General features: G+C 65.6%; 17 protein-coding genes. 10 read left to right on the top strand and 7 right to left on the bottom strand.

Features of this window, described 5'->3' with window-relative positions; translation table 11 throughout:
- Position 1 precedes the first annotated feature (1 nt).
- Genes Q0W90_RS07980 through Q0W90_RS07960 form a run of 5 tightly spaced genes read left to right on the top strand, consistent with a single transcriptional unit; the run spans position 2 to position 7790 of the window.
- The gene (locus Q0W90_RS07980; RefSeq protein WP_297774006.1) at positions 2-2620 is read left to right on the top strand and encodes a hypothetical protein; all 2619 of its coding nucleotides are present in this window, start codon (positions 2-4) and stop codon (positions 2618-2620) included.
- Entirely contained in the window at positions 2620-4617 is a 1998-nt protein-coding gene (locus Q0W90_RS07975; protein ID WP_297592999.1) for a hypothetical protein, read from the top strand. The genes Q0W90_RS07980 and Q0W90_RS07975 overlap by 1 nt, the downstream gene beginning before the upstream one ends.
- Positions 4618-4619: 2 nt before the next feature.
- Positions 4620-5696, top strand: coding sequence for a hypothetical protein (locus Q0W90_RS07970; RefSeq protein WP_297774004.1), 1077 nt, complete (start codon positions 4620-4622; stop codon positions 5694-5696).
- A 56-nt stretch (positions 5697-5752) separates the two neighbouring features.
- Positions 5753-6619, top strand: coding sequence for a hypothetical protein (locus Q0W90_RS07965; RefSeq protein ID WP_297593001.1), 867 nt, complete (start codon positions 5753-5755; stop codon positions 6617-6619).
- 10 nt (positions 6620-6629) lie between these two features.
- Positions 6630-7790 (top strand): hypothetical protein, encoded by a 1161-nt coding sequence (locus Q0W90_RS07960; RefSeq protein WP_297593040.1) that lies wholly within the window; start codon positions 6630-6632, stop codon positions 7788-7790.
- Between the two features lie 55 nt (positions 7791-7845).
- On the opposite strand, the gene Q0W90_RS07955 is transcribed toward Q0W90_RS07960, so the two are convergent.
- The 5 genes from Q0W90_RS07955 to Q0W90_RS07935 form a co-directional block, all read right to left on the bottom strand.
- Positions 7846-8670 (bottom strand): LLM class F420-dependent oxidoreductase, encoded by an 825-nt coding sequence (locus Q0W90_RS07955; protein ID WP_297593002.1) that lies wholly within the window; start codon positions 8668-8670, stop codon positions 7846-7848.
- 9 nt (positions 8671-8679) lie between these two features.
- Positions 8680-9759 carry a poly-gamma-glutamate hydrolase family protein gene (locus Q0W90_RS07950; RefSeq protein WP_297593003.1) on the bottom strand — a complete coding sequence of 360 codons (1080 nt, stop codon included), beginning with the start codon at positions 9757-9759 and terminating at the stop codon, positions 8680-8682.
- Positions 9760-11001, bottom strand: a complete 1242-nt coding sequence (locus tag Q0W90_RS07945; protein ID WP_297593042.1) for an Nramp family divalent metal transporter — start codon at positions 10999-11001, stop codon at positions 9760-9762.
- Between the two features lie 82 nt (positions 11002-11083).
- Entirely contained in the window at positions 11084-12160 is a 1077-nt protein-coding gene (locus Q0W90_RS07940; protein ID WP_297774001.1) for a diacylglycerol kinase, read from the bottom strand.
- A 24-nt stretch (positions 12161-12184) separates the two neighbouring features.
- Positions 12185-12976: an SDR family oxidoreductase gene (locus tag Q0W90_RS07935; RefSeq protein WP_297593005.1), complete on the bottom strand. Its 792-nt coding sequence runs from the start codon at positions 12974-12976 to the stop codon at positions 12185-12187.
- A gap of 433 nt (positions 12977-13409) precedes the next feature.
- On the opposite strand from Q0W90_RS07935, the gene pstS reads away from it, so the two are divergent.
- From pstS to pstA, 3 genes are all read left to right on the top strand, one after another.
- Positions 13410-14522: a phosphate ABC transporter substrate-binding protein PstS gene (gene pstS / locus Q0W90_RS07930; RefSeq protein WP_297593006.1), complete on the top strand. Its 1113-nt coding sequence runs from the start codon at positions 13410-13412 to the stop codon at positions 14520-14522.
- A gap of 96 nt (positions 14523-14618) precedes the next feature.
- The gene (gene pstC, locus Q0W90_RS07925) at positions 14619-15521 is read left to right on the top strand and encodes a phosphate ABC transporter permease subunit PstC (protein WP_297593007.1); all 903 of its coding nucleotides are present in this window, start codon (positions 14619-14621) and stop codon (positions 15519-15521) included.
- Between the two features lie 24 nt (positions 15522-15545).
- Entirely contained in the window at positions 15546-16448 is a 903-nt protein-coding gene (pstA, locus tag Q0W90_RS07920; protein ID WP_297593008.1) for a phosphate ABC transporter permease PstA, read from the top strand.
- 15 nt (positions 16449-16463) lie between these two features.
- On the opposite strand, the gene Q0W90_RS07915 is transcribed toward pstA, so the two are convergent.
- Both Q0W90_RS07915 and Q0W90_RS07910 read right to left on the bottom strand, forming a co-directional pair.
- Complete coding sequence (locus tag Q0W90_RS07915) at positions 16464-17372, bottom strand: Ku protein (protein ID WP_297593009.1); 909 nt, start codon at positions 17370-17372, stop codon at positions 16464-16466.
- Positions 17373-17469: 97 nt separating this feature from the next.
- Positions 17470-18393, bottom strand: coding sequence for a carbohydrate kinase (locus tag Q0W90_RS07910; protein WP_297593010.1), 924 nt, complete (start codon positions 18391-18393; stop codon positions 17470-17472).
- Positions 18394-18404: 11 nt separating this feature from the next.
- On the opposite strand from Q0W90_RS07910, the gene Q0W90_RS07905 reads away from it, so the two are divergent.
- On the top strand, positions 18405-20681 hold the full coding sequence (locus tag Q0W90_RS07905) for an ATP-dependent DNA ligase (RefSeq protein WP_297773997.1): 2277 nt from the start codon (positions 18405-18407) through the stop codon (positions 20679-20681).
- Entirely contained in the window at positions 20678-22621 is a 1944-nt protein-coding gene (locus tag Q0W90_RS07900; protein ID WP_297700184.1) for a fumarylacetoacetate hydrolase family protein, read from the top strand. The genes Q0W90_RS07905 and Q0W90_RS07900 overlap by 4 nt, the downstream gene beginning before the upstream one ends.
- The last annotated feature ends 250 nt before the right edge of the window (positions 22622-22871 follow it).

Raw genomic sequence — 22871 nt, 5'->3', positions numbered from 1 at the left:
GGTGATCGGGCATCCGGATCCACCAACGCTGGCGCTCGTGCTGGCACCACATGGCGACGTCGACGAGATCTTCGCGGTCCTCGCCGATTACTCCGCCGCTGGACTCCTCGATCCCTTCATCTGGGTAAGCTCAGGCGACATCGGCAGCGCATCGGTGCCCGCGACGCTGGTCGCCTCGGGGCGTTCGTCAGCGGTGGTTCTGCAGCACGTGTTGACCGGTCGGCGGTATCACCGACTGCGCCTGGTGGTTCTGGTTCCCGTTGACGAATCGGAGGGTCGGCCGGCTGCGCGCGCTGAGCAAACCCTCGAGCAGATCGTGCGTGCCAGCGCCGTCGGAACTCCAATCACGTTGCTGCGCCTACTCTTCAATCATGGTGCGGCCCTCGACACCAACTACGATCCAACCTTGGTGCTGGAGGGTTGGCACAATCTCCTCGTTGCACCCGAGGACTCCGCAGGACCGGGATTGGGGTCGATGGCGCTGGACCGGCTGACCGATCCCTTCGATGTCGCACGGTACGTCGCACCGGTCGTCGCCGCCGCAGCCGGCCTATGGAGCGGCATCGACCGTGTCGTGTTCGACGACCTGGCGATACTGCCCGGCAGCACGCTGCGCACCGTCCGCTCTTTCTATCGTCGACTCGATGCCACCGGTGTCGAAGACCAACTACGACACAAACTGTTCGACAGTGGTGGCCGGCTTCCGCTGCCGCGCGGGGGCCCGATCCCGGTGGGATACGCATCCGATGATGCGGCGGCCGCCCAAACGGTCGCCCGCGCACTGTGGACCAAGCACCGCGACGTCTTGCGCGGCGGGCGTGTCGAGATCGGCAAGCCCGAACCGCAAGCGATCTCAGTGCGGGCGGCGTTGAAGATATTCTTCTCGTTCCTGTGGGCGGCGCTGCGTAATGCGCCGTCGGTGTGGCTGTCGAGTCTGGTGGGCTCGATGTCATCGGCGCTGGCGACTACCGTGCAGCACACCGTGTTCGGCTGCTCCGATTCGGCGTTCGCGGTCGTTGCCGGTGGCGAACTCGCAGACTGGCAGGAAATCGCCCGCAGCGCAGACGAAATGAGCACCGTGCTCGAAGCGGAACGAGGCATAGGGCAGCTCGCCCCGACCAATCTCACTCCACTGTGGGCCGACTACGTCAACGGGGCGTTGACGCTGGCCGACGGAGGTCGACGGTCATCGGGCATCGACCCCGTCACCGTGGGTGCGGGGGTGGGCGTGTTGCACAGCAGCGCCGATGTCGTGCCCAGCGCTGCCGACGCGTTCACCGCGATTCCCGCATCACTTGCCGCGGTAATCGGGGTTCCGCAAGTCACCGCCGGTGACGTGATCGGTATTGAGGACCTCAAGAGCCGGCTGGAACGGACATTCAACGACGGCGCTGCCGGAATTGAAGCTCGGCAAGCCGCCGCAAAGCTGACGTCTTGGGAGGCGGTGGCCGAGCGAAGTTATGCGTCCCAAGTGAGTTCGATCCTCACCGACTTCCTCGGCCGCGCTCGCGACGAAGTCAGCGACCTGGTCCAGCGGATACGCGATACCGCCGGACGGGCCCCGGTGGATGGAAAGCTCCGCCGCCGCCAGCAGGTCATCGCGGCCATCACCCGAACCGCCGGATGGACAGTGTTCGTCGCGCTGTTCGTGCTGCTGAGCATCGCCGCAACAGGTTGGGTGACATCATCGTTCGCGTTGCTGGTCGGCGGCATTGGCGTAGCGGTGTACTTTGTCGCCGCCCTGGTGCTGTTCGGGCTCGGCCAGCGCGATCTCTTTGCAACACTGAACCTACAGGAGTCCCGACTCGCAGAGCTGGAGGCGATCGACTTCAATCTCCGCGCTGCACTGGAAGATGTCCGCCGATTGTCGCTGGCGTACGGGCAATTACTGGCCTGGAACCGAGTCTTGGGGGAGGTGCTGCGGGCGCCGTTCGGCCCGATAGAGCCGACTCAAACCGGCCGGCTGTACATCCAGGATGGTCTGCCACGCGCCGTGCAGATCTGTGTGGCCGACCCTGTCGGTACCGATGTCGAGGCGACCGCGCGTGCGCTGCGGCAACAGATTTATACGACGGGATGGCTGACCGGGCCGTGGGAACGGATGCTGGAATCAGCAGAACGGGCGCTGCGTGACGAACCGTCCGCATTGTTCCAAATGCCCGGTGTCGGATCAGCTTCAGCACTGGACGATTGGTCGCTTGCGGTGGCCCGTGGTGTGGTTCGCGCTGAGGGGGCCAATCCACTGTGGACACAGGTGCAAGCCATGCTCGACGACCCGAATAGCGGTATCGCGACGGCATTGACCGCCACTGCCTTCAGCCCTGCCGGTGAACAGCGACCTTCGCTCGGGCGGCTTGATGGCGATGATTCGCACCGACGCACCGTCCACCCGGCGCCCTTTGACGCCTCGTTGTTCACCGATACAGCGGTCACGGCCGGACATTCGGTCGTCGTGATCGATGACGTTGCGGTTGATCGGCGCGGGTTGAGCTACACCGAGGTGGTCGTGCAGGTGGGTAAAGGGCTGCCCGCCTACGACTTTGCGATGTTCGCGCCGACCGTTCGGTCCGTTGTCGTCGATGACGATGCTCCGCCGCAATCGGGAGTGTTGGTGTTCTAATGACCGAACCGGGCATTCTCGAGGACGACCCCCGCCTGGCGACTCTGCTGCAGTGGCGTGACCAACTGATCGAGACCGGCGCGATTTCGCGGTCGGCTCTCAAAGAGGCCTATCTCAGGCTGGTGCTGAGGTCCGGCCGCACCGATGCAGACCAGATCCGAATGATGTTGCCGGTGGCTGTCGCGGAACACGCCGGCGAGATGTCTCGGCTGCTGCAGGACACGATTGAGTCGGCTGTCATAGAAGATCGAAACCCGGCTCAGTGTCTTTCTGAATCAGACGTGGCCGCGCTAGATTTGACGTCGCAGTTGCGGTTTGCGCCTTATGTGTTCGCCGCCCAAACGCGCGACTGCCTGCCGATCTCGACGCGACGGGTTCGTCATCCCGACTCGCCGCAGGACCAACTCGAGTTATCGTGGCCCCCCTACGCGGTCGAAGGCCAAACCTGCGTCATGTACCGCGTGGTCAGCACCGGGGCCGATCGCGGGTATTCCCCCGACGATGCCCAGCTCGTCGTGGCCACGGTCGCCACTGAGGCGATCGACGACCGGCCGCTCGTTGAGGCGGTGCGCCATCTGCAGGTATGGGTGAACGTCGGCGAGTCGGCAGTGGAACTGTTTGACGCACAACCGTTTTTACATGCGTCCGGCGTTGTCATAGCCACTCTGCGGGATTGCGAAATCCGCGAGGATTCCGGGCGGGTCGTCGGCAACTGGTCGGCCATCCCCGGTGTCAGGGCGGTGCGCGTCTACCGCATCCCGGCGGAGCTGGCAGAACGCGATGGCGCCGAGTTTCGCATCGCGGCCACCGCTGAGAACCTGACCGGTTTCGTCGATTGTGACGCCGAGCGTGGGTGCCGCTATTTGTACCGCATGCGGTGCGAAGTCGAGGTCGACGGCGTCGTGCAGTTATCGGAACCCGTTGAACGCCAAGTTGCGATTCCCGCCGTACTTGAGGCGGTGGCCGACTTGAAGCTGACCACGTGCGGCCCCCCCGATGCTGCCGCGTTCCGACTGGAGTGGACGGCTCCGCGGTTTGGGCATGTGATGGTATTTCGGACCCCCGCCCCGCCCGACGCCGATGCACGGGTGGCGGACCTGGATGAATCCGTGCTGGGCCAAGTCGGCCTGGGGCGCGCTGTGCAACTCACCGATCCGGTCGTCGAGCACGTCGATCCGCGTGGGGTGCGCACATCGAGGATGGCGGATGTGCCATGGCCAACAGGTTGGAATCGCGCGTATTTCACACCCGTGACGGTCTTGGACGGCCGTGCGCTGCTGGGCAAGACGATATCGACGGTGCGGACGGGGAACATCACCGACGTGGCCCTGCTGGAGTACTGCAGCAAGCAGGTGCTCACGTTCGACTGGCCCGACGGAGCGGCCTTGGTCACGGTATACATCACGCCGAAAGGCCACGATCCGCGTCACGGAAATACCGGTCGATCGTATGAGATCTCGCTCGCCGACTACGAGAAATACGGCGGCATGCCGTTCGCGGGTGATCTGCCCAATGGCGGATGCGCGCTGCACCTGGTGCCGGTGGCGTTCAGTAGCGGTCAGCGGGTGCTCGGTGTTCCGACATCGATCGAATACGGCGGACTGCTAAGGCTCTGGTATGACGTTCATATCAGGCGAGATCCGGCCGGCGTACCGATGACCGCCGCGTTGCGAATCCGCGCCGAGCAAGATGCCAGTGGGTCGCCACCGTTCGTGTTGGTAAACAATTCCGACCGACTACCGCTGAGCATCAGCGACGGCATCGCGGTCAACATGTCTCGTCCCACCGCCGACGGCGTACGCCCATCGGGATGGTCTAAAGAGTTCCAATGGTCCGCGCTCACCGCGTCGGGCGACAGTGAGGTGTGGATTGGTGATCTGCGGGGGCTGCGAGGGTGGATCCGGTTGTTCGCCAACCTACCGCCGCAACGACTTCAGTTGCTGGCGTTGCTGGATCCATCCGTCGACCGCCTCCGCCTGACGGCCGGGACGACATAGAGATGACACCGCGCTACGGGCAATTGACCTACACGTCACTCGAGGGTGACGGCGTCACCGCCGGCTGGCAGGTAAAGGAGACCACCGGCGGCATCACCCCCGCGGAAGCCCGCCTGTTGGTCTCCCGGATTCGTATACCCCTGAACCCGGTCGAGCAGCCACCGAGGTTCCCGACGCGGGATCAGTTGCAGGCGTTACCACGCCGATTGGCCTATTCCCGGATCGACGAGAGCATCGCCGCGTACTGGCATACCGCTCCAGCTGGACTGGACAGCGCGGGGAGGCCGGGGAACGTCTTCGCCCATGTACTGCTCGACCGGGAAGCCTCGGATGTGGCGCAGAATCCCCGACCGATCGAATTGTGGCAATCTTCTCGGTGGCTGACCCCGTACGGTGGGCCGGCGGTCTCCGCCGCGACGTTGTCCGATGAGGTGCCGAAGACCGGCGGTGCGGTCACCGCCGAAAGTGTTGTCCAGTTCGTCTGCGATGTCGGCATGCGGCGCCTTCGTACGCTCTGTGGTCTGCTTGACGCGGTCAGCGCCGCGCTCGACGGTGGGCCCGCTGTCGTGATGGGTGTCGAATCCGCGGATACCGCAGCGCAATGGATAGGCGCGGTGAGCTTTATGATGTCACGCGGCACCGCGGGCCGGCTTAGCTTCTCTACCTTCGACCGCAGCTCTGATCTCGACGATTTATTGCGGGGCGGTTTACATCTGGTTGCGATGCCGCGGGCGGATTTGGCGGACGTTTCGCCGATGGCCGTAGCCATCGACGACGCCGAATCAATGACGCTGGGCGAGTTGAACGGACGGCGGCACCGCACGCATCGGAGCCAGGAGATCGCCGTCACCGCTTGGTCAGCGATGGCGCGAGTGGCATTCATCGACCCCGCCTCTGCCGCGCAACTTCTGGTGGATATCGACGAATCCGCTTCTGACCTGATCGATTCCGGATTGCCACCCGCGTTGCCGATGGCGATCTCGGCACTCGGCCGCAGCTGGGGAGAAGGCGTTGAGTCGGAAGCGAAGTCGGTGATCGCAACCGCCCCTCAAGCGGCACGGACGTATTGGAGTTACTGATGCCGATTTATCTCCTCGGATCTCGCACAGCGAGTGTGGACATTCCGGACCGGAGGGTGTCGATCTCGATCAGTGGGCCGGTCGACGGTGCCACACTCTATGCCGACGCGACCGATCAGCAAAACGTCGTGCAAGTCAACCCGCACGCCATCCTCGCGCCGGCGATCACCGAACAAGTGACAGTCAGGGTGGAACCCAATGACACGGCCACCTTCGACCACGGCACGATTGTGCATCTGACGATACGCTGCGGCTCTCGGGCCGAGTCCGACCCGGTGCAGGTGCGTTTCGATCCGATCAACGTGTCCGGATGCGGCACAATGGAACTCGTTTCGCTCACCCCGCGCCACGGCCATATCTCCGTGGCGCTGCGTGCCGTGCCGGACGTGCCGCTAAGCCCGCTGGCCAGTATGGCCCGTACCGCGGCACGACGAATCGCCGGGAGTCACCGATCGCCGCAAAGTGGTTCACTGTCGATCGCGATCGACACGTCCGCCTCGATGAAGCGGGCCTTCGATGACGGGAGCGTTCTCGCCGCCATCGATGCGGTCATCGGGGTGGCCAATGCGGTCAGTATCCGAGCCGTCACCGCGATGCTGGTCGGAGCGCGATGCATCCCGATAGAGGCTCCCGCAGCCGAGCTGGCGCAGGTGGTCGCCCACACGCCCCTACGGTGGTCCGCCGGCACGCGATGGTCGCTGCTGTCGGATGCCGAGCACGCCCTTGTGATTACTGACTCAATGAAATTTGTTGATAGCAAACAGTTTCCAGCGGTTTGTGTCTCGCATGACACGAAATTTCCGACGGCCGTCCCGGTGCTGAGCGCGCCGCCGGACGGCATGGACGCCGGACAGTACCTCAGCGCGAATCCCACGCTGGTCGATGGGTTCGCTGCCGCCCTGCTGCCGGTGCTGACGACGTGACAGCGCCATGCTGACCAAATGCCCGAGATGCTTCTCGGTTCTCGACGACGACAGTTACGCCTGGATGGTGCCGCCAGAAGCGGCCGGACAGACCAACCGTGACGGGGTCGCATCGGCCTATGTCGGCGCCGAAGTTCGTTGCGGCTCAATACATTCGCTCAAACGCCCGCCGGGGTATACGGCCCCGCTACGGCCGTCCACCGCCGATATCAGCCGGCAAGTGAATGCACCCGTAGTCGAAATCTGCCCGGTATGCCATTTCGTCTTGCCGAATGGATGGCGTGAGGGCCACGCACTATGCATCGCGATGGCCGGCGCCCGGGCCACCGGCAAGAGCATGTACATCGCGGTGTTGATCAAGCAGCTCGAGCTACTGTGTGAACGTCTCGGCGTATCCATGGAACCGGCGACATCGAGCACCACGACCAGTTATACGAACAACTACGAACGGCCGCTGTTCATCCAACGTGGGCTGATCCCACCGACGCCTGCGGCCGATGTCCAGGCGTCCTATCAGCGTGAACCGCTCGTCTTCAATATCGGTCTATGGCACGGGGTGCGCCGCTACGTGGTGCTGCGCGATGTGGCGGGCGAGGACCTGGAGGCCGGCGATCTCGACGCCGCACATTTTCGGTTCTTCTCCAACGCCGATGCGGTGTTCTTCATGTTCGACCCGCTGCGGGTAGACGTGATCCGAGAGCAACTGCAAGACCTGGTGCCCCCTCAGTCGTGGAGCGGCGGCGATCCGCGATCGGTACTGAGCAACCTGTTGCGCGCGGTGGGGGAGGGTAGGCCGCGGCTCGCGGTGATCCTGCCCAAATTCGACGTGCTGCGTGCGCTGAGCCAAGTCGAGGGCTCGGCGTGGAGCCAGGTGATGTGCAATGCCGGGGCGGCCTGCATCCGCGAGAGCCCCGCATTCCGGCAATATGACGACGTCGACGGGCAATTGCTGCATGAGGAAGTGCGCAGCCTGCTGCTTCGTCTCAACGGCGGTTCGATCGTGACCGGGGTGGAGAATCCGCCGAGTGGGATCCGGCTCAACCACCGTTACTTCGTGGTGTCGGCGCTCGGCCAGCCTCCGGAGGGCAATCGGCTCAACGCGCGCGGGATCGCACCGTTTCGCTGCCTCGATCCGCTGCGCTGGGTCACAGCCAGCTGCGGTGTGCTCTAGGCGGCGCGATAACCGGTTGTGTGCAGCCCCGGTTCTCGAACACGAGGAGATGTGGTCAGCGCAGTTCGGCGATGACCTTCGAGAAGTTCTCGATGTTGTTGTCCTGCACGGTGAACGACGACACGGCGTACTTTTCCCGGTATGCGCACAACGTGTCGGCGATCTCGCGGGGGGAACCGCTGAGCACCGAGGGCTGGGACAGGATCTCCTCGTCGGACAGGTTCGGCGCATAGCTGCGGGTCAGCTTGAGGTCGGGCTCGGTCTCGCCGGCCCGCGGCATCGCCGTGATCGCGAGATTGAGCTCGAGGGAGTCGAACCGATCCCCGGCGGCGTTGCGGACGAAGTCGACGCGTTCGGCGAACGGGTCCTCGACGTCGCGCACCTTGGAGCCGGTCAACCCGATGATGTCGGCGTTGCGGGCCGCGATGGTCAGTACCCGGTCACCGTTGCCGGCGATGATGAGTGGTGTCGACGGGTGGTGTTCCTTCAAGTATTTCGTCATGTGCTCGAGGTAGTCGACCCGGGCGCCGGCGCTGGGATAGGGGATCTCGGCGGCTTCGAACTCTTCCCGGACGTAGCCGGTGCCGAGCCCGATCTCAAGGCGCCCGTCGCTGAGCAGATCCAGGGCCTGCATGTCCCGGCTGAGCAGGGCTGGCTTGTAGAACGCGGAATTGAGCACGTACATGCTCAGTCGCAGCGTTGTGGTGACCATCGCGACCGCGGTCAGGGTCGGAAAGGGTGCGGCGGCACCCAAATGGTCGGGTACACAAAGAATGTCGAAGCCGGCATCTTCAGCGCGCTTGGCCTTGTCGAGCAGCGCTTCGCGCGACTTGAAGAACCGCATGCTCATTCCGAAGCGAAAATCCTTGGCCACCAACAACCTCCGTTTTCAACGATCCGACGACATCGACCAACAACGAGCGGTATCCGCCAACCCCTGGATCAGGGCACCGGTGACCGGCGATAAACCGTCATCGCCCGGCAAGGGGCTGCGCGGGCTGATCCCCCGGACCCGCGCCGAGAGCTCCAGCTGCATTCCGCCCTCGCGCACCCGGTTCACCGGGTTTCGCGGATGCAGGCCGCGCAATTCCGGCGGCACCTCGTCGAGGTCGGTGATGACCTGATAGCCGGTCAGCCGGATGTGGCGGGCCGCGTGGGCGGCCAAATCCCGGTTGCGGCCGCCCGCCAGCAGCTGGGTGCTGCGACCGTCGCGGCCATAGCCGTGCAGCGACACCGCGACGTCGACATGGCCGAGGAACTCGGCGAGCCGTGGCGACTCGGCCGGATCGAACAGGGCCGACGGGAGGTGATGCGGGTAGCGGTCGGGATGACGCACCACGTACACCGAAGCGCCGGCGTCCTGGGCGGCCCGCTCGGCGATCACATCGGTCATCTCTTCGAGCCCGCCGCCGTGGATGGCGAGAAAGCCGAAACGCGACCGCAATTGGCTGACCTCGCTCACCCCCGGCTCGCGCAGCAACGCTGAAAGCGACTGTGGCCCAGGCTCGGTCGCCGATGACGACTTCGGGCGAGGCCAGCCCGCGGGGTCCCAACGGCGCAAGAACGCGAGCCAGCGTTGGGGCAATCCGTGCTGCGTCGCGCCGTCGATGATCGTGGGCAGGTAGCCGGGGCGCGGTGGCCCCGGCGTCACCCGGTGATCGATGTAGACCCAGGCCGGCGACGGACCGTCATCGGTGTGCACGGTGAGTCGGTCGCGTCGGTAGCGCACCGGCACGCCCTCGGCACTGTCCAAGGTCGCCAGGTCGCCGTCGGAGATCTGCCATACCACCCCATGCACCTGGTTTCCGGCCAACGGTTCGACGGTGGCGACGCCGCGCTGGTTGATCAGCCAGTCGTGATCGGCGAGGACCGCCGGCCGCGGAGCGGCTGCGTCGGGACAGCGCCGCGCCATCTGCCGTACGCATAGGTTCGAGCCGTATGCGAAGTACAGATGCCGGAGGGCCGGCATTCAGCCGGTCACCGTCAGCCAGACGAGCACCATGTTAAGCAGACTAATCAATATGCCGACGCCCCAGCCAAGAATCGTCGTGATGCGGTGGTTGGCGTCGGCGCCCATCAGCTCGCGGTTGCTCGTCAACTTGATCAAGGGCAGCACCGCGAACGGAATGCCGAACGACAGCACCACCTGGGAGAGCACCAATGCACGGGTGGGGTCGAATCCGACCGCCAGGATCACCATGGCGGGGCACAGCGTGATCAACCGGCGCGCCACCATCGGAATCGACCGGTGCAGCAGCCCCTGCATGATCATGGCCCCGGCGTATGCGCCCACCGACGACGACGCCAGACCGGACGCGAGCAGACCGATCGCGAACAGCACCGCGATGGTCGCGCCCAGCGTGTTGTGAATGGCGGCATAGGCGCCCTCGATGGACGCGCTCACGTTGCGGTCTTGCAGGTTGATCGCGGCGACCAGCAGCATCGCGGCGTTCACCGTGCCGGCCACCGCCATCGCGAGGGCGACGTCCCAGCGTGTGACGCGCAGCAGCAGGCGGCGATGCGACCCGTCATCGGGATGTCCGTGCCGGTCCAGGACCAGGCCCGAGTGCATGTACACCGCGTGCGGCATGACGGTGGCCCCCAGGATGGCGGCGGCCAGCAGCACGCTCTCGGTGCCGCGGAACCTCGGCACCAGCCCGCCGAGCACGTCGTGGGGAGGCGCCGTCTTGACGAAGAAGCTCGCCGCAAACCCGATCGCGATGACGAGCAGCAAGCCGGTGATGACCCGCTCGAAGATGATCTGCCCGCGCCGGTCCTGAATGCCCAGCAACAGCAAGGCCACCACGCCGGTGACCACCCCGCCGACCAACAGCGGCAAACCGAACAGGATGTGCAAGGCGATCGCCCCGCCGACGACTTCGGCCGCATCGGTGGCGACCGCCACGAGTTCGGCCTGCGCCCAATACACCAGCCGCAGTGGACGGCTCATCCGCTTGCCCAGGGCGGCCGGCAACGAGCGCCCGGTGACCAGCCCGAGCTTCGCCGACAGGTACTGCACCAGGCCCGCGAGGACATTGGCCGCAACGATCACCCACAGCAGCAAGTAGCCGTACTGCGAACCCGCGCTGACGTTGGCCGCGACGTTTCCCGGGTCGACGTAGGCGATCGCGGCGACGAACGCCGGCCCGAGCAGATACCAGTTGCCCTTGAGCGAGCTCTGGATGCGCTGCGCCAACGTGCCGACCTCGATTCACTTCACCGAATAAGAAAGTGAGGTTAGTCGAACATCCCGGCGGGACGCGCAGCGGCGGTGGCGTTTCCTCCCCCGAGGGTCACTCCGGAAGGTAGAGCCCCTTGCCGGTGACCAGCGGCAAGTCGAGAGTCGTCACGATTCCCGGCGGGGCGGCCACCACCGCGGGGATCGCGTTGACGACCCGCATCGCGGTGGCCACCAATCCGGCGTGGTTGTGATCGCCCTTGCGGCTGCTCAGGCAGATGTCCATCGCGTATGACGGTTCACCGGTGATCTCGATGCGGTAGGAGCCGCCGTGCTGGGCGGGCTGCGGCCACTCGGGGCACAGGTCCTCGCGCAGCCGGGTGACGTGTTCGAGGACGACGACGGGATCGCCGTTGACCATGCCGGACACCTCGAAGCGCAGCGCAGCGGCGGTGCCCTTGGCGATGCGGCCCGAGGCGATGTCGAAGTCCTCGGGGGCCGGTACCCGAACGTGTGACTGGGTGACCTCGTCAAGCGAAATGCCAAGGCCCGCCGCCATTTGCCGGATCACCGAACCCCAGGCCAGGCTGAGCACACCGGGCTGCAGCAGCATGGGAATGTCGTCCAGCGGCTTGCCGAATCCCATGACGTCGAACATGACCGCGGCGCTGTCATAGGTGGCGTAGTCGATGATCTCCATGCACCGGATCTGCTGGATGCTCTGGCAGGTGCCCGCCAGTGCCAGCGGCAGCAGGTCGTTGGCGAATCCAGGGTCGATACCGTTGACGTACAGGCTTGAATTACCTTCGCGCGCTGCGTCTTCCAGAGGGTTGATCAGCTCCTCGGGGATCACCTGCCACGGATACTGCAAGAAGACCGGACCGCTGCCGACGATGTTGATCCCGGCCGCCAAGACGCGCCGGTAGTCCTCCAGCGCCTCGGGCAGCCGGTTGTCGGCCAGCGCGTTGTAGACCGCGCATTGTGGCCCGGCGGCGAGCACGGCGTCCAGGTCGGTGCTCGCGAGCACGCCCGTCGACTCCGCAAGCCCGGCGAGCTCCGCCGCATCTTTACCGGCCTTGGCGTCCGATGACACCCAGACGCCCTTCAGTTCGAACTCCGGATTGGTGATGAGCGCCCGCAGCGCGTGGATACCGACGTTGCCGGTGCCCAGTTGGACGACGGGGATGGGCATGACGTGCTCCTTAGCGGTCGTGGGTCACAGATCCGGGACGGGGATGTCGAGATTGGGGAAGGTGAGGCCGCCGTCGACCTCGAGCGTCTTGCCGGTCAGGAAGTCGCCGGCCGGGGAGGCCAAATAGACTGCGGCAGCGGCAATGTCGACCGGATCGCCGAGACGGCGCATCGGGGTGGCCTTCTCCATCGGTGCCCGCAGCTCGTCGTTGGAGGCAACCACGTCCAGCGCGGAGGTGAGGATCGATCCCGGTGCGATCGCGTTGACGCGAATCCGCGGGCACAGGTCCAGGGCGGTGAGCCGGGTGTAGTGGGACAGCGCGGCCTTGGCGGTCCCGTAGGCCGCGAAGCCACGTCCGGCCAGGCGGCCCATGGTTGAGGTGATGTTGATGATGCTTCCGCCGCCGGAGTGCTCCAGCATCAAGGGCACCGCTGCCAGCGTGAGCGCGTGGGCGGTGCCGACGTTGAAGGTGAAAGCGTCTTTGAGATCTTTCGTCGAGGTCGTCAGCAACGTGTTGGGCATGGTTCCGCCGACGTTGTTGACGACGATGTCTAGTTTCCCGAACGCCTCGACGGCCCGACCGGCCAGCTCGGCGGTGGACTCCGGATGCGCCAGATCGGCGGCCACGACGTGGGCCCGACGCCCGGTGGCGCGGACCTGTTCGGCGACGGCTTCTAGTTGGGATTCCGTTCGGGAGGCGATGAGAACATCGGCGCCTGCCTCGGCGAAGGCCAGCGCAATGGCGGCCCCGAGCCCGCGGCCTGCACCGGTGATGACGGCGACCTTGTCGTCGAGACGGAACCTGTCAAGGATCATGGCGGCCTCTCTTCTTTTCGGTGTCAGCCGACACGGTAGCAAGCCGCGCCGTCTCGGATCGGACATTTCTAGAACAAGTTCTACTTTTTCTCCAGCGGGGCGATGCGGCCTTCCGATTCCGACCGGCGCCGGTAAAGGCACCATCGCGGCCGGCCAGAATGGCTTTGCGGACAACGGGTACACCCGGGTGCCGGTAAGCGTGTCCTGGGCCGGGAGGGTGAACCCTTTGCTGGCGGACGCCGTCGAGGCGACGTCACGCCGAGCTCCGGCCTGCGTCGCCGCGGGGCGTCATCGCGTTCAGCGGCAAGCGCCGAACAGTTTGCTCACCGTTCAATTGTTACTGTTACCTTCGTGGCCGCGCGACGGGCTGGCCGGCATGCGATGGCCAACCGACCGGCGGCGACCATGTTGACACCCACCTTAAGGATGCGAATTGAAACTCAACCGATTTGGCGCCGTACTGAGTGTCGTGAGCGCTGGTGCGCTGGCGTTGTCGGGGTGCGGAAGCGATAACAACGCGACTGGCGCCAAGGGACCCAGCGGCTCGTCGTCGACCAAGGTGAGTTGCGGCGGCAAGACGGCCCTCAAGGCCAGCGGATCGACGGCCCAGGCCAACGCGATGACGCGCTTTGTCAACGCGTTCGAGCAGGCCTGCCCCGGCCAGACACTGAACTACACGGCCAACGGATCGGGCGCCGGAATCAGCGAATTCACCGGTAATCAAACCGATTTCGGTGGCTCCGACTCGCCGCTGGCTGCCAACGAATACGCTGCCGCGCAGCAGCGTTGCGGTTCACCGGCGTGGAATCTGCCGGTCGTTTTCGGCCCGATCGCCATCACCTACAACGTGACGGGCGTGGATTCGCTCAGTCTCGACGGCCCCACGGCCGCCAAAATCTTCAACGGCACGATCACGACGTGGAATGATCCCGCGATCCAGGCGCTCAACGCCGGCGTCGCGTTGCCCGCCGCGCCGATTCATGTCGTGTTCCGCAACGACGAGTCCGGCACCACCGACAATTTCCAGAAATACCTCGACGCCGCCGCCGACGGTGCGTGGGGCAAGGGTGCCGGAAAGACCTTCAAGGGAGGCGTCGGCGAGGGAGCCAAGGGCAACGACGGCACGTCAGCCGCCATCAAGGCCACGGAAGGGTCCATTACCTACAACGAATGGTCGTTTGCCCAGGCGCAGAAGCTGAACATGGCCAAGGTCGTCACCTCGGCCGGCCCGGACGCGGTGTCGATCAGCGCCGAGTCGGTGGGCAAGACGATTGCTGGTGCCAAGATCTCCGGCCAGGGTAGCGACCTGGTGCTCGACACGCTCTCGTTCTACAAACCGAAGCAGTCCGGTTCCTACCCGATCGTGCTGGCGACCTACGAGATCGTGTGCTCGAAGTACCCGGACTCCGGGATCGGTACCGCGGTAAAGGCGTTCCTGCAAAGCACCATCGGCACCGGGCAGAATGGCCTGGCCGACAACGGCTACATCCCGATCCCCGACGCGTTCAAGGCGAGACTGTCTGCTTCGATCAACGCCATCACATAACCTGAGGTGGTCGTGACACGAGGAACAGCAACGTCGACCGCGGAAAAGCCGGCACCAACGGCGCTGAATGCACGCGTGACTCGGCGGGGCGACCGAATGTTCAAGCTGGTCGCCGCTGCCGCGGGTTCGGCGATCGTCCTCGCCATCCTGTTGATCGCGGTATTCCTGTTGCTGCGCGCCCTCCCGTCGTTGCGCGTCAACCACGCAAACTTCTTCACCAGCGCCCAGTTCAGCACCAGCGACCCCCACAAGCTTGCCTTCGGTATTCGCGACCTGCTCATGGTCACGGTGCTCAGTTCGCTCACCGCGCTGGTGCTGTCCGTTCCCGTCGCGGTCGGTGTCGCCGTGTTCCTCACCCAATACGCGCCGAAGCGGTTGGCGCGGCCGTTCGGCGCCGTGGTGGACCTGCTGGCCGCGGTGCCGTCGATCGTCTTCGGGCTGTGGGGGATTTTCGTGCTCGCCCCCGAGATCGAGCCGGCAGCGGCGTTTCTCAACCGCCACCTGGGGTGGTTTTTTCTGTTCAAAGAGGGCAACGTCTCGTTGGCGGGTGGCGGCACCATCTTCACCGCCGGCATCGTGCTCTCCGTGATGATCCTGCCGATCATCACTTCCGTGTCGCGCGAAGTCTTTCGGCAGACCCCCCACATCCAGATGGAAGCGGCGCAGGCGCTGGGCGCCACCAAGTGGGAGGTGGTGCGGATGACCGTGCTGCCGTTCGGCCGCAGCGGTGTCATCGCGGCCTCGATGCTGGGGCTGGGCCGTGCGCTGGGCGAGACGGTGGCGGTGCTGATCATTTTGCGTTCGGCCGCCCGCCCGGGTAACTGGTCGCTGTTCGACGGCGGCTACACGTTCGCCTCCAAGATCGCTTCGGCGGCCGCGGAGTTCAGCGCACCATTGCCCACCGGGGCTTACATCTCGGCGGGATTCGCGCTGTTCGTCTTGACGTTCATCGTCAACGCGGTCGCTCGCACGATCGCCGGCGGCAAGGTCAACGGATGAGACGCATGGCAATGGGCGGCGCTCATGACCGTTGACGCGCACGACCAGCCGGTCAAGGCCGAGGTGTTCAGGCCACTCAGCTTCCGGCGGCGGATCACCAACAACGCCGCGTCGATCTTTTTCCTCGGCTCGTTCTTCGTCGCGCTGGTGCCGCTGATCTGGGTGTTGTCGATCGTGATTCAACGCGGCTGGTACGCGGTGACGCAGTCGGGGTGGTGGACCCACTCGTTGCGCGGCGTGCTGCCGGAACAGTTCGCCGGCGGCGTCTACCACGCGCTGTACGGGACGTTGGTACAGGCCGGGGTGGCCGCCGCCCTGGCCGTGCCGCTGGGCCTGATGACCGCGGTCTTTTTGGTGGAATACGGATCGGGCCGCCTGGTGCGGCTGACCACTTTCATGGTCGACGTGCTGGCGGGCGTTCCCTCGATCGTCGCGGCGCTGTTCATCTTCAGCCTCTGGATCGCCGCCCTGGGCTTTCAGCAGAGTTCTTTTGCGGTGTCGCTGTCGCTGGTCTTGCTGATGCTGCCCGTAGTCGTGCGTTCCGCCGAGGAAATGCTCAGATTGGTGCCCGACGACCTGCGCGAGGCCAGTTACGCGCTGGGTGTGCCGCAATGGAAGACGATCGTGCGGATCGTCTTTCCGATCGCGATGCCCGGCATCGTGTCCGGCATCTTGTTGTCCGTCGCGCGGGTGATCGGTGAAACCGCGCCGGTGCTGGTGCTGGTCGGCTACAGCCGGTCGATCAACTTCGACATCTTCCACAACAACATGGCGTCGTTGCCGCTGCTCATCTACACCGAACTCACCAACCCCGAACACGCGGGATTTCTGCGGATCTGGGGTGCGGCGCTGACGCTGATCATCATCGTCGCCGTGATCAACATCGTCGCCGCGGCCACCCGCTTCTTTGCGACGCGCAAACGCTGACCGGGGCGCCTCGGGTCAGGACTTGGAGGCCGCTTTCTTGGCCGGAGCCTTCTTGGCCGGAGCCTTTTTGGCAGCTGTCTTCTTGGCGGCGGTCTTTTTCGCGGCAGCCCTTTTCGCCGGTGCCATGCCGTCACCGGAGCGCGCCTTCACGCTGGCCTCCAGCTTGGCCAGCAGGTCGGACACGTCTTCGGTCTCGTCCAGCTCTTTGGGCCGCTCCTCGGTGGTAAACGCCTCTCCGCCTTCGAGTTTGGCTTGGACCAGCTCGTGCAGCTGGTCCTGGTAGTCGTCGTGGTAGCGGTCGGGGTTGAACTCTTCGGCCATCGAGTCCACCACCTGGCCGGCCATTTTGAGTTCCGCGGGCTTGACCTCGACCTTCTTGTCGAGAATCGGAAAGTCGGGGTCACGAATCTCGTCGGGCCACAACAACGTATGGATGACCATCACGTCTCGCTTACCGAAGTCCTTGACCCGCAACGCCGCCAGGCGGGTCTTGTTGCGCAGCGTGAAGTGGACGATCGCCATGCGGTCCGACTCGGCGAGCGTCTTCGCCAGCAGCACATAGGATTTCGACGACTTGGAGTCGGGCTCCAGGAAATAGCTGCGGTCGAAGAGCATCGGGTCCACCTGGCTGGCCGGCACGAACTCCAGCACTTCGATCTCGCGGCTGCGTTCTTCGGGCAGGGTGGCGATGTCGTCGTCGGTGATGATGACCATCTGGCCGTCATCGGATTGGTAGGCCCGGGCGATATCACGGTATTCGACGACCTCGCCGTCCACCTCGCACACGCGCTGGTATCGGATGCGGCCGTTGTCCTTGGCGTGCACCTGGTGGAACTTGATGTCGTGGTCCTCGGTCGCGCTGTACACCTTGACCGGGACGTTCACCAGCCCGAACGCGATCGAACCCTTCCAGATGGAGCGCATGTAAGTCAGTATGCCCATACTGTTCGCCGCCTAACAGCATCCGCGCCGTCGCGCCGCTGCTCAGAAGCCCGCGAGCGCCCGGGAGCCCGACCAGACGCTAGCGACGCCGGTTTGCCCGGGCCCGCAGCGCGGCCCGATCGGGGAGCTCGGCGCCGGCGCGGGAGACGGTCACCGCCGACGCCTGGCCGGCGGCCTCGAGCGCCGCCGCGAGGGCATCGAGCCGGATCCGCCGCAGGGCGGACCGGCGTTCGGCGCCCACCAAATCCAGCGCCCACAGCGCGTCGAGCAGGCCGACCATGAATGCGTCGCCGGCGCCGACGGTGTCGATCACCCGGACCGGGTCGGCAGCGACCCGGGCGTCCCCGGCCGAGCAGAACGCGACGGCACCCCGGCTGCCCATCGTCACGACGACGATCGCGGGTCCCGATGCCAGCCAGCCTCGGGCGGTGCGTTGCGGCTCGTGGTCCGGGTTGATCCACCTCAAGTCCTCGTCACTGACCTTGACGATGTCGCTGCGCTCGACCAGATGCGCGATGCGGGCCTGCGCCGCGGCCCGGTCGGCGATCAGCGACGGTCGCACGTTGGGATCGAAGGTGAGGGTCGCCGAGACGCGATAGGCCTCGAGCAGCGCCGCGACCGCCAAGCACCCCGGTTCGCGCACGGCGGCGATCGATCCCGTGTGCACCAGCAGGGGCGGCGTGACCTCGGGTGTGCCGGAAAGCTGCCATTGCAGATCGAATGCATAAGTGGCCGAGCCGTCGTCGGCAATCGTGGCGACCGCGGTCGGCGTACGCTCGGCGGTGATACTTCCCGGAACTAGTTGTACGCCGGAGGATTTCAGATATGCGACGATGCGACGGCCGGGTTCGTCGTCGGCGATGTGGGTCAAGAAGTCGACGCCACGTCCCAGCCGGGCCAGTCCGACGGCGACGTTGAGGGGGCTGCCCCCAACATGCTCGACGGCACCCTGCTTTTCGACCCTGTCGATCAGCGCTTCACCGATCACCAGCGCGCGGCCCATAGACTCACCCTATGAGTTCGACGGCGGGCCCGCGGGTCAAGCTGACCAACGCCGAAAAAGTGCTGTATCCCGCCACCGGAACCACCAAGACCGACGTCTTCGACTACTACACGCGGATCGCCGAGGTGATGATCCCGCACATCGCCGGGCGTCCGGCCACGCGCAAACGCTGGCCCAACGGCGTCGAACAGGAATCGTTCTTCGAGAAGCAACTGGCCGCCTCGGCACCCGACTGGCTGCCGCGCGCCAGCGTGACCCACCGATCCGGGACCACGACCTATCCGATCATCGACGACCCCGACGGCCTGGCCTGGATCGCCCAACAGGCGGCGCTGGAGGTCCACGTGCCGCAGTGGCGGTTCGTCGCCGAGTGGACCCGCAGCCGGGCCGAAGAACTCAAGCCCGGCCCGGCGACTCGCTTGGTGTTCGACCTCGACCCCGGCGAACACGTGACCATGGCCCAGATGGCCGAGGTGGCGCGCGCGGTCCGCGACCTGATCGCCGGGATCGGGCTGACCACCTTCCCGCTCACCAGCGGCAGCAAGGGTCTGCACCTCTACGCACCGCTTCAGGAGCCGGTGAGCAGTAAAGGCGCCACGGTGTTGGCCAAACGCGTTGCGCAGCAACTGGAAAAAACGATGCCCAAGCTGGTCACGTCGACCATGACCAAGAGCCTGCGGGCGGGGAAGATTTTTATGGACTGGAGCCAGAACAACGGCTCCAAGACGACCATTGCACCGTACTCGCTGCGCGGACGCGAAAAGCCGACCGTCGCGGCGCCGCGCACCTGGGACGAACTCGAAGACCCGGCGCTGCGCCAGCTGCGGTTTGACGAAGTGCTGGCCCGGGTCGCGCGCGACGGCGATCTGCTGGCGGAGCTGGATACCTCGGATAAGCAAGCGCCGGTCCCGGATCGGCTGACCAAGTACCGCAGCATGCGCGACGCATCGAAGACGCCCGAGCCGGTCCCAGCGGCGAAACCTGTTCTAGGGCAGGGGAACAGCTTCGTCATCCAAGAGCACCACGCCCGCCGGCTGCACTACGACTTCCGGCTGGAGCGGGACGGCGTGCTGGTGTCCTGGGCGGTGCCCAAGAACCTGCCCGACACCACCTCGGTAAATCACCTGGCGGTCCATACCGAGGACCATCCCCTGGAATACGGCGGCTTCGAAGGCGTCATCCCCCAGGGCGAATACGGTGCCGGCAAGGTGATCATCTGGGACTCCGGAACCTACGACGCCGAAAAGTTCCAGGACGATGAGGTCATCGTCAACCTGCACGGCAGCAAGATCTCCGGACGCTATGCGCTGATTCAAACCAACGGTGACCAGTGGCTCGCGCACCGGATGAAAGACCAGAAGGTCTTCGAGTTCGACACGATCGCCCCGATGCTCGCGACCCATGGTTCGGTGTCGGCGCTGAAGGCGAGCCAGTGGGCGTTCGAGGGCAAATGGGATGGTTACCGGCTTTTGATCGAGGCCGATCACGGCGCCGTGCGGATACGGTCCCGGCGCGGTCGCGACGTCACCCGGGAGTACCGCGAACTACGCTCGCTGGCAGAAGATCTCGCCGAGCATCACGTGGTACTCGACGGTGAGGCCGTCGTTCTGGACTCCTCCGGGGTGCCCAATTTTCACGAGATGCAAAACCGCGGACGGGGCTCACGGGTCGAATTCTGGGCGTTCGACCTGCTTTACCTCGACGGCCGCTCGCTGCTGCGGGCCCGCCACCGGGATCGGCGAAAGCTGCTGGAAATGCTGGCCGCCGGCAGCAACCTCATCGTCCCCGAGCTGCTGCCCGGCGACGGCAAACAGGCCCTGGAACACTCCGGTGAGCGCGGCTGGGAGGGTGTGATCGCCAAGAAGCACGACTCCACTTATCAGCCGGGCCGCCGTTCGTCGTCGTGGATCAAGGACAAGCATTGGAGCACCCAGGAAGTCGTCATCGGCGGCTGGAAAGCCGGTGAAGGCGGACGCAGCAGCGGCATCGGCTCACTGCTGATGGGCATCCCCCGCGCGGGCGGCCTGCATTTCGCCGGCCGCGTCGGCACCGGGTTCACCGAACGCGACCTGACCAATTTGAAGAGGACGCTGACGCCCCTGCACACCGACGAATCCCCCTTCGACCCACCGCTTCCCAGAAACGAAGCCAGGGGCGTGACGTTCGTCGAGCCGGTTCTGGTGGGGGAGGTGCGCTACAGCGAGTGGACCCCGGATGACCGGTTACGCCAATCGAGCTGGCGCGGGCTGCGGCCGGACAAGAAACCAAGTGAGGTGGTGCGCGAGTGAAATGGGTTACCTACCGGGACGATTCAGCCGGCGAACGCGTCGGCGTCCTCTCGGGCGACACGATCCATGCAATGCCGTCGGGCGTGGCGCTCCTCGATCTCGTCGCGCGTGGTCTCGAGGGATTGCGGCGAGCGGGCGAGGATGCGCAGCGTTCCCCGGCGGCGGTCGTTCCGCTGGCGGCGGTGAGGTTGCTGGCGCCGATCCCGCGCCCGCCGTCGATCCGGGATTCCCTGTGCTTCCTTGACCACATGCGCAACTGCCAAGCCGCGCTGGGCGCCGGCCGGGTACTGGGTGACTCGTGGTACCGGATACCCGCATTTTACTTCGCTTGCCCGGCAACAATTTTGGGCCCATACGACGACGCCCCGACGGCACCCGGAAGCGCGTGGCAGGACTTCGAATTGGAGATCGCCGCGGTGATCGGAGCCGGCGGGAAGGACCTCACCGTCGAACAGGCGGAACGGGCGATCATCGGGTACACCATCTTCAACGACTGGTCCGCACGCGATCTGCAGCAGATGGAGAGTCAACTGGGGATCGGGCAAGGCAAGGGCAAAGACAGCGGGGTCACGCTGGGCCCCTACCTGGTGACCCCCGACGAGCTCGAGCCTTATCGGCGGGACGGCAGGCTGGACCTTCGGGTCACCGCACTGGTCAACGACGTCGTCATCGGTTCCGGATCGACCGCCCAGATGGACTGGACCTTCGGCGAAGTCATCTCCTATGCCTCGCGCGGCGTCACCCTCGCGCCCGGCGACGTCATCGGCTCCGGGACTGTGCCCACCTGCACGCTGGTCGAGCACCTCAATCCGGCGGCGCTGGAATCGTTTCCGGGTTGGCTGCACGACGGCGACGTCGTCACGCTCCAGGTCCAAGGCCTCGGGGAGACTCGGCAAACGGTCCGCGCGAGCGGCGCGCCCCACCCGTTAGCCACCCGGCCCAACCCGGACGCCACCCCCGCCCCGCGGCGGGTCAACCACGCCCGCGCACGAGTGCCCTACACGCGCGGGCTGCACGAGGTCGCCGACCGGGTGTGGGCCTGGACGCTGCCCGACGGTGGCTATGGGTGGAGCAACGCGGGGCTGATCACCGGCGACGGTGCCTCCCTGCTGGTGGACACCTTGTTCGACCTCGCGTTGACTCGCGAAATGCTCACCGCGATGCAGCCCATCACCGCGTCCGCGCCGATCACCGACGCGGTGATCACCCACTCCAACGGGGACCACACGCACGGCAACCAGCTGCTCGATCCCTCGGTGCGGATCATCGCCGCACACGGCACCGCCGAGGAGATCGAGCACGGGATGGCACCGGAGATGCTGGCCATGGCGCAAACCGCCAATCTCGGCCCGGTCGCGACTCCATACACGCGAGAACGCTTCGGGCACTTCGACTTCAGCAACATCAAGTTGCGCAATGCCGACCAGACGTTCGAGCGCAACCTCGCCGTCGAGGTGGGCGGGCGGCGCATCGATGTGCTGAATCTGGGTCCCGCGCACACCGCCGCCGACTCGGTGGTGCACCTGCCGGACGCGGGCGTGCTGTTCGGCGGCGACCTGTTGTTCATCGGTTGCACGCCCATCGTGTGGGCCGGCCCGATCGCCAACTGGGTCGCGGCATGCGACGCGATGATCGCGCTGGACGCGCCGACGGTGATACCCGGCCACGGCCCGGTCACCGATCCCGATGGAATCCGCGCGGTCCGTGGCTATCTCGTGCACGTCTCCGAACAGGCTGAGGCCGCCTACCGCGAGGGCTTATCGTGGGCCGAGGCCGCCGACACCATCGACCTCGGCGAGTACGCGACGTGGCTGGACGCCGAGCGCGTCGTCGTCAACGTCTATCAGCGATACCGCGAACTGGACGCGCAGACACCGCAATTGGAGGTCATGGCCCTTCTCGTGATGCAGGCCGAATGGCTGGCCAAACGAACCTCGTGACCATTCTTGTGACCGCGAAAGTGCAACTGCCAACGTATTTTTCGAGACGAGGTGCTGCCAGTTGCACTCTCGCGGTTCAGGACTTGATCGCCCGCACAAAGCTGATCGTCGCGGCGGGGGCCTGGTGCTCGGCTTCCCCTAGTCCCGGCAGGCCCGCCGCCGAAAACAGCTCGGCGAGCCGGAATCTGGTGGTTTCCCATCCGTTGTCCTGCAAATGCGCGGCGACGTCGGTGTGCTCGCCGGGGTAGGT

This window comes from Mycobacterium sp., assembly GCF_025933915.1.
Taxonomy (GTDB): domain Bacteria; phylum Actinomycetota; class Actinomycetes; order Mycobacteriales; family Mycobacteriaceae; genus Mycobacterium.
The sequence above is the reverse complement of the archived record's forward strand: the minus strand, read 5'-3'. Positions and strand labels throughout refer to the sequence as shown.

What these genes read in the sequence shown, in the direction of transcription:
- pstA (WP_297593008.1), top strand. Translation starts at nt 15,546, where the DNA reads ATGACCGTTGACGCGCACGACCAGCCGGTCAAGGCCGAGGTGTTCAGG.
- pstC (WP_297593007.1), top strand. Translation starts at nt 14,619, where the DNA reads ATGTTCAAGCTGGTCGCCGCTGCCGCGGGTTCGGCGATCGTCCTCGCC.
- Q0W90_RS07935 (WP_297593005.1), bottom strand. Translation starts at nt 12,976, where the DNA reads ATGATCCTTGACAGGTTCCGTCTCGACGACAAGGTCGCCGTCATCACC.
- Q0W90_RS07950 (WP_297593003.1), bottom strand. Translation starts at nt 9,759, where the DNA reads ATGCCGGCCCTCCGGCATCTGTACTTCGCATACGGCTCGAACCTATGC.
- Q0W90_RS07970 (WP_297774004.1), top strand. Translation starts at nt 4,620, where the DNA reads ATGACACCGCGCTACGGGCAATTGACCTACACGTCACTCGAGGGTGAC.
- Q0W90_RS07905 (WP_297773997.1), top strand. Translation starts at nt 18,405, where the DNA reads ATGAGTTCGACGGCGGGCCCGCGGGTCAAGCTGACCAACGCCGAAAAA.
- Q0W90_RS07910 (WP_297593010.1), bottom strand. Translation starts at nt 18,393, where the DNA reads ATGGGCCGCGCGCTGGTGATCGGTGAAGCGCTGATCGACAGGGTCGAA.
- Q0W90_RS07915 (WP_297593009.1), bottom strand. Translation starts at nt 17,372, where the DNA reads ATGCGCTCCATCTGGAAGGGTTCGATCGCGTTCGGGCTGGTGAACGTC.
- Q0W90_RS07975 (WP_297592999.1), top strand. Translation starts at nt 2,620, where the DNA reads ATGACCGAACCGGGCATTCTCGAGGACGACCCCCGCCTGGCGACTCTG.
- Q0W90_RS07940 (WP_297774001.1), bottom strand. Translation starts at nt 12,160, where the DNA reads ATGCCCATCCCCGTCGTCCAACTGGGCACCGGCAACGTCGGTATCCAC.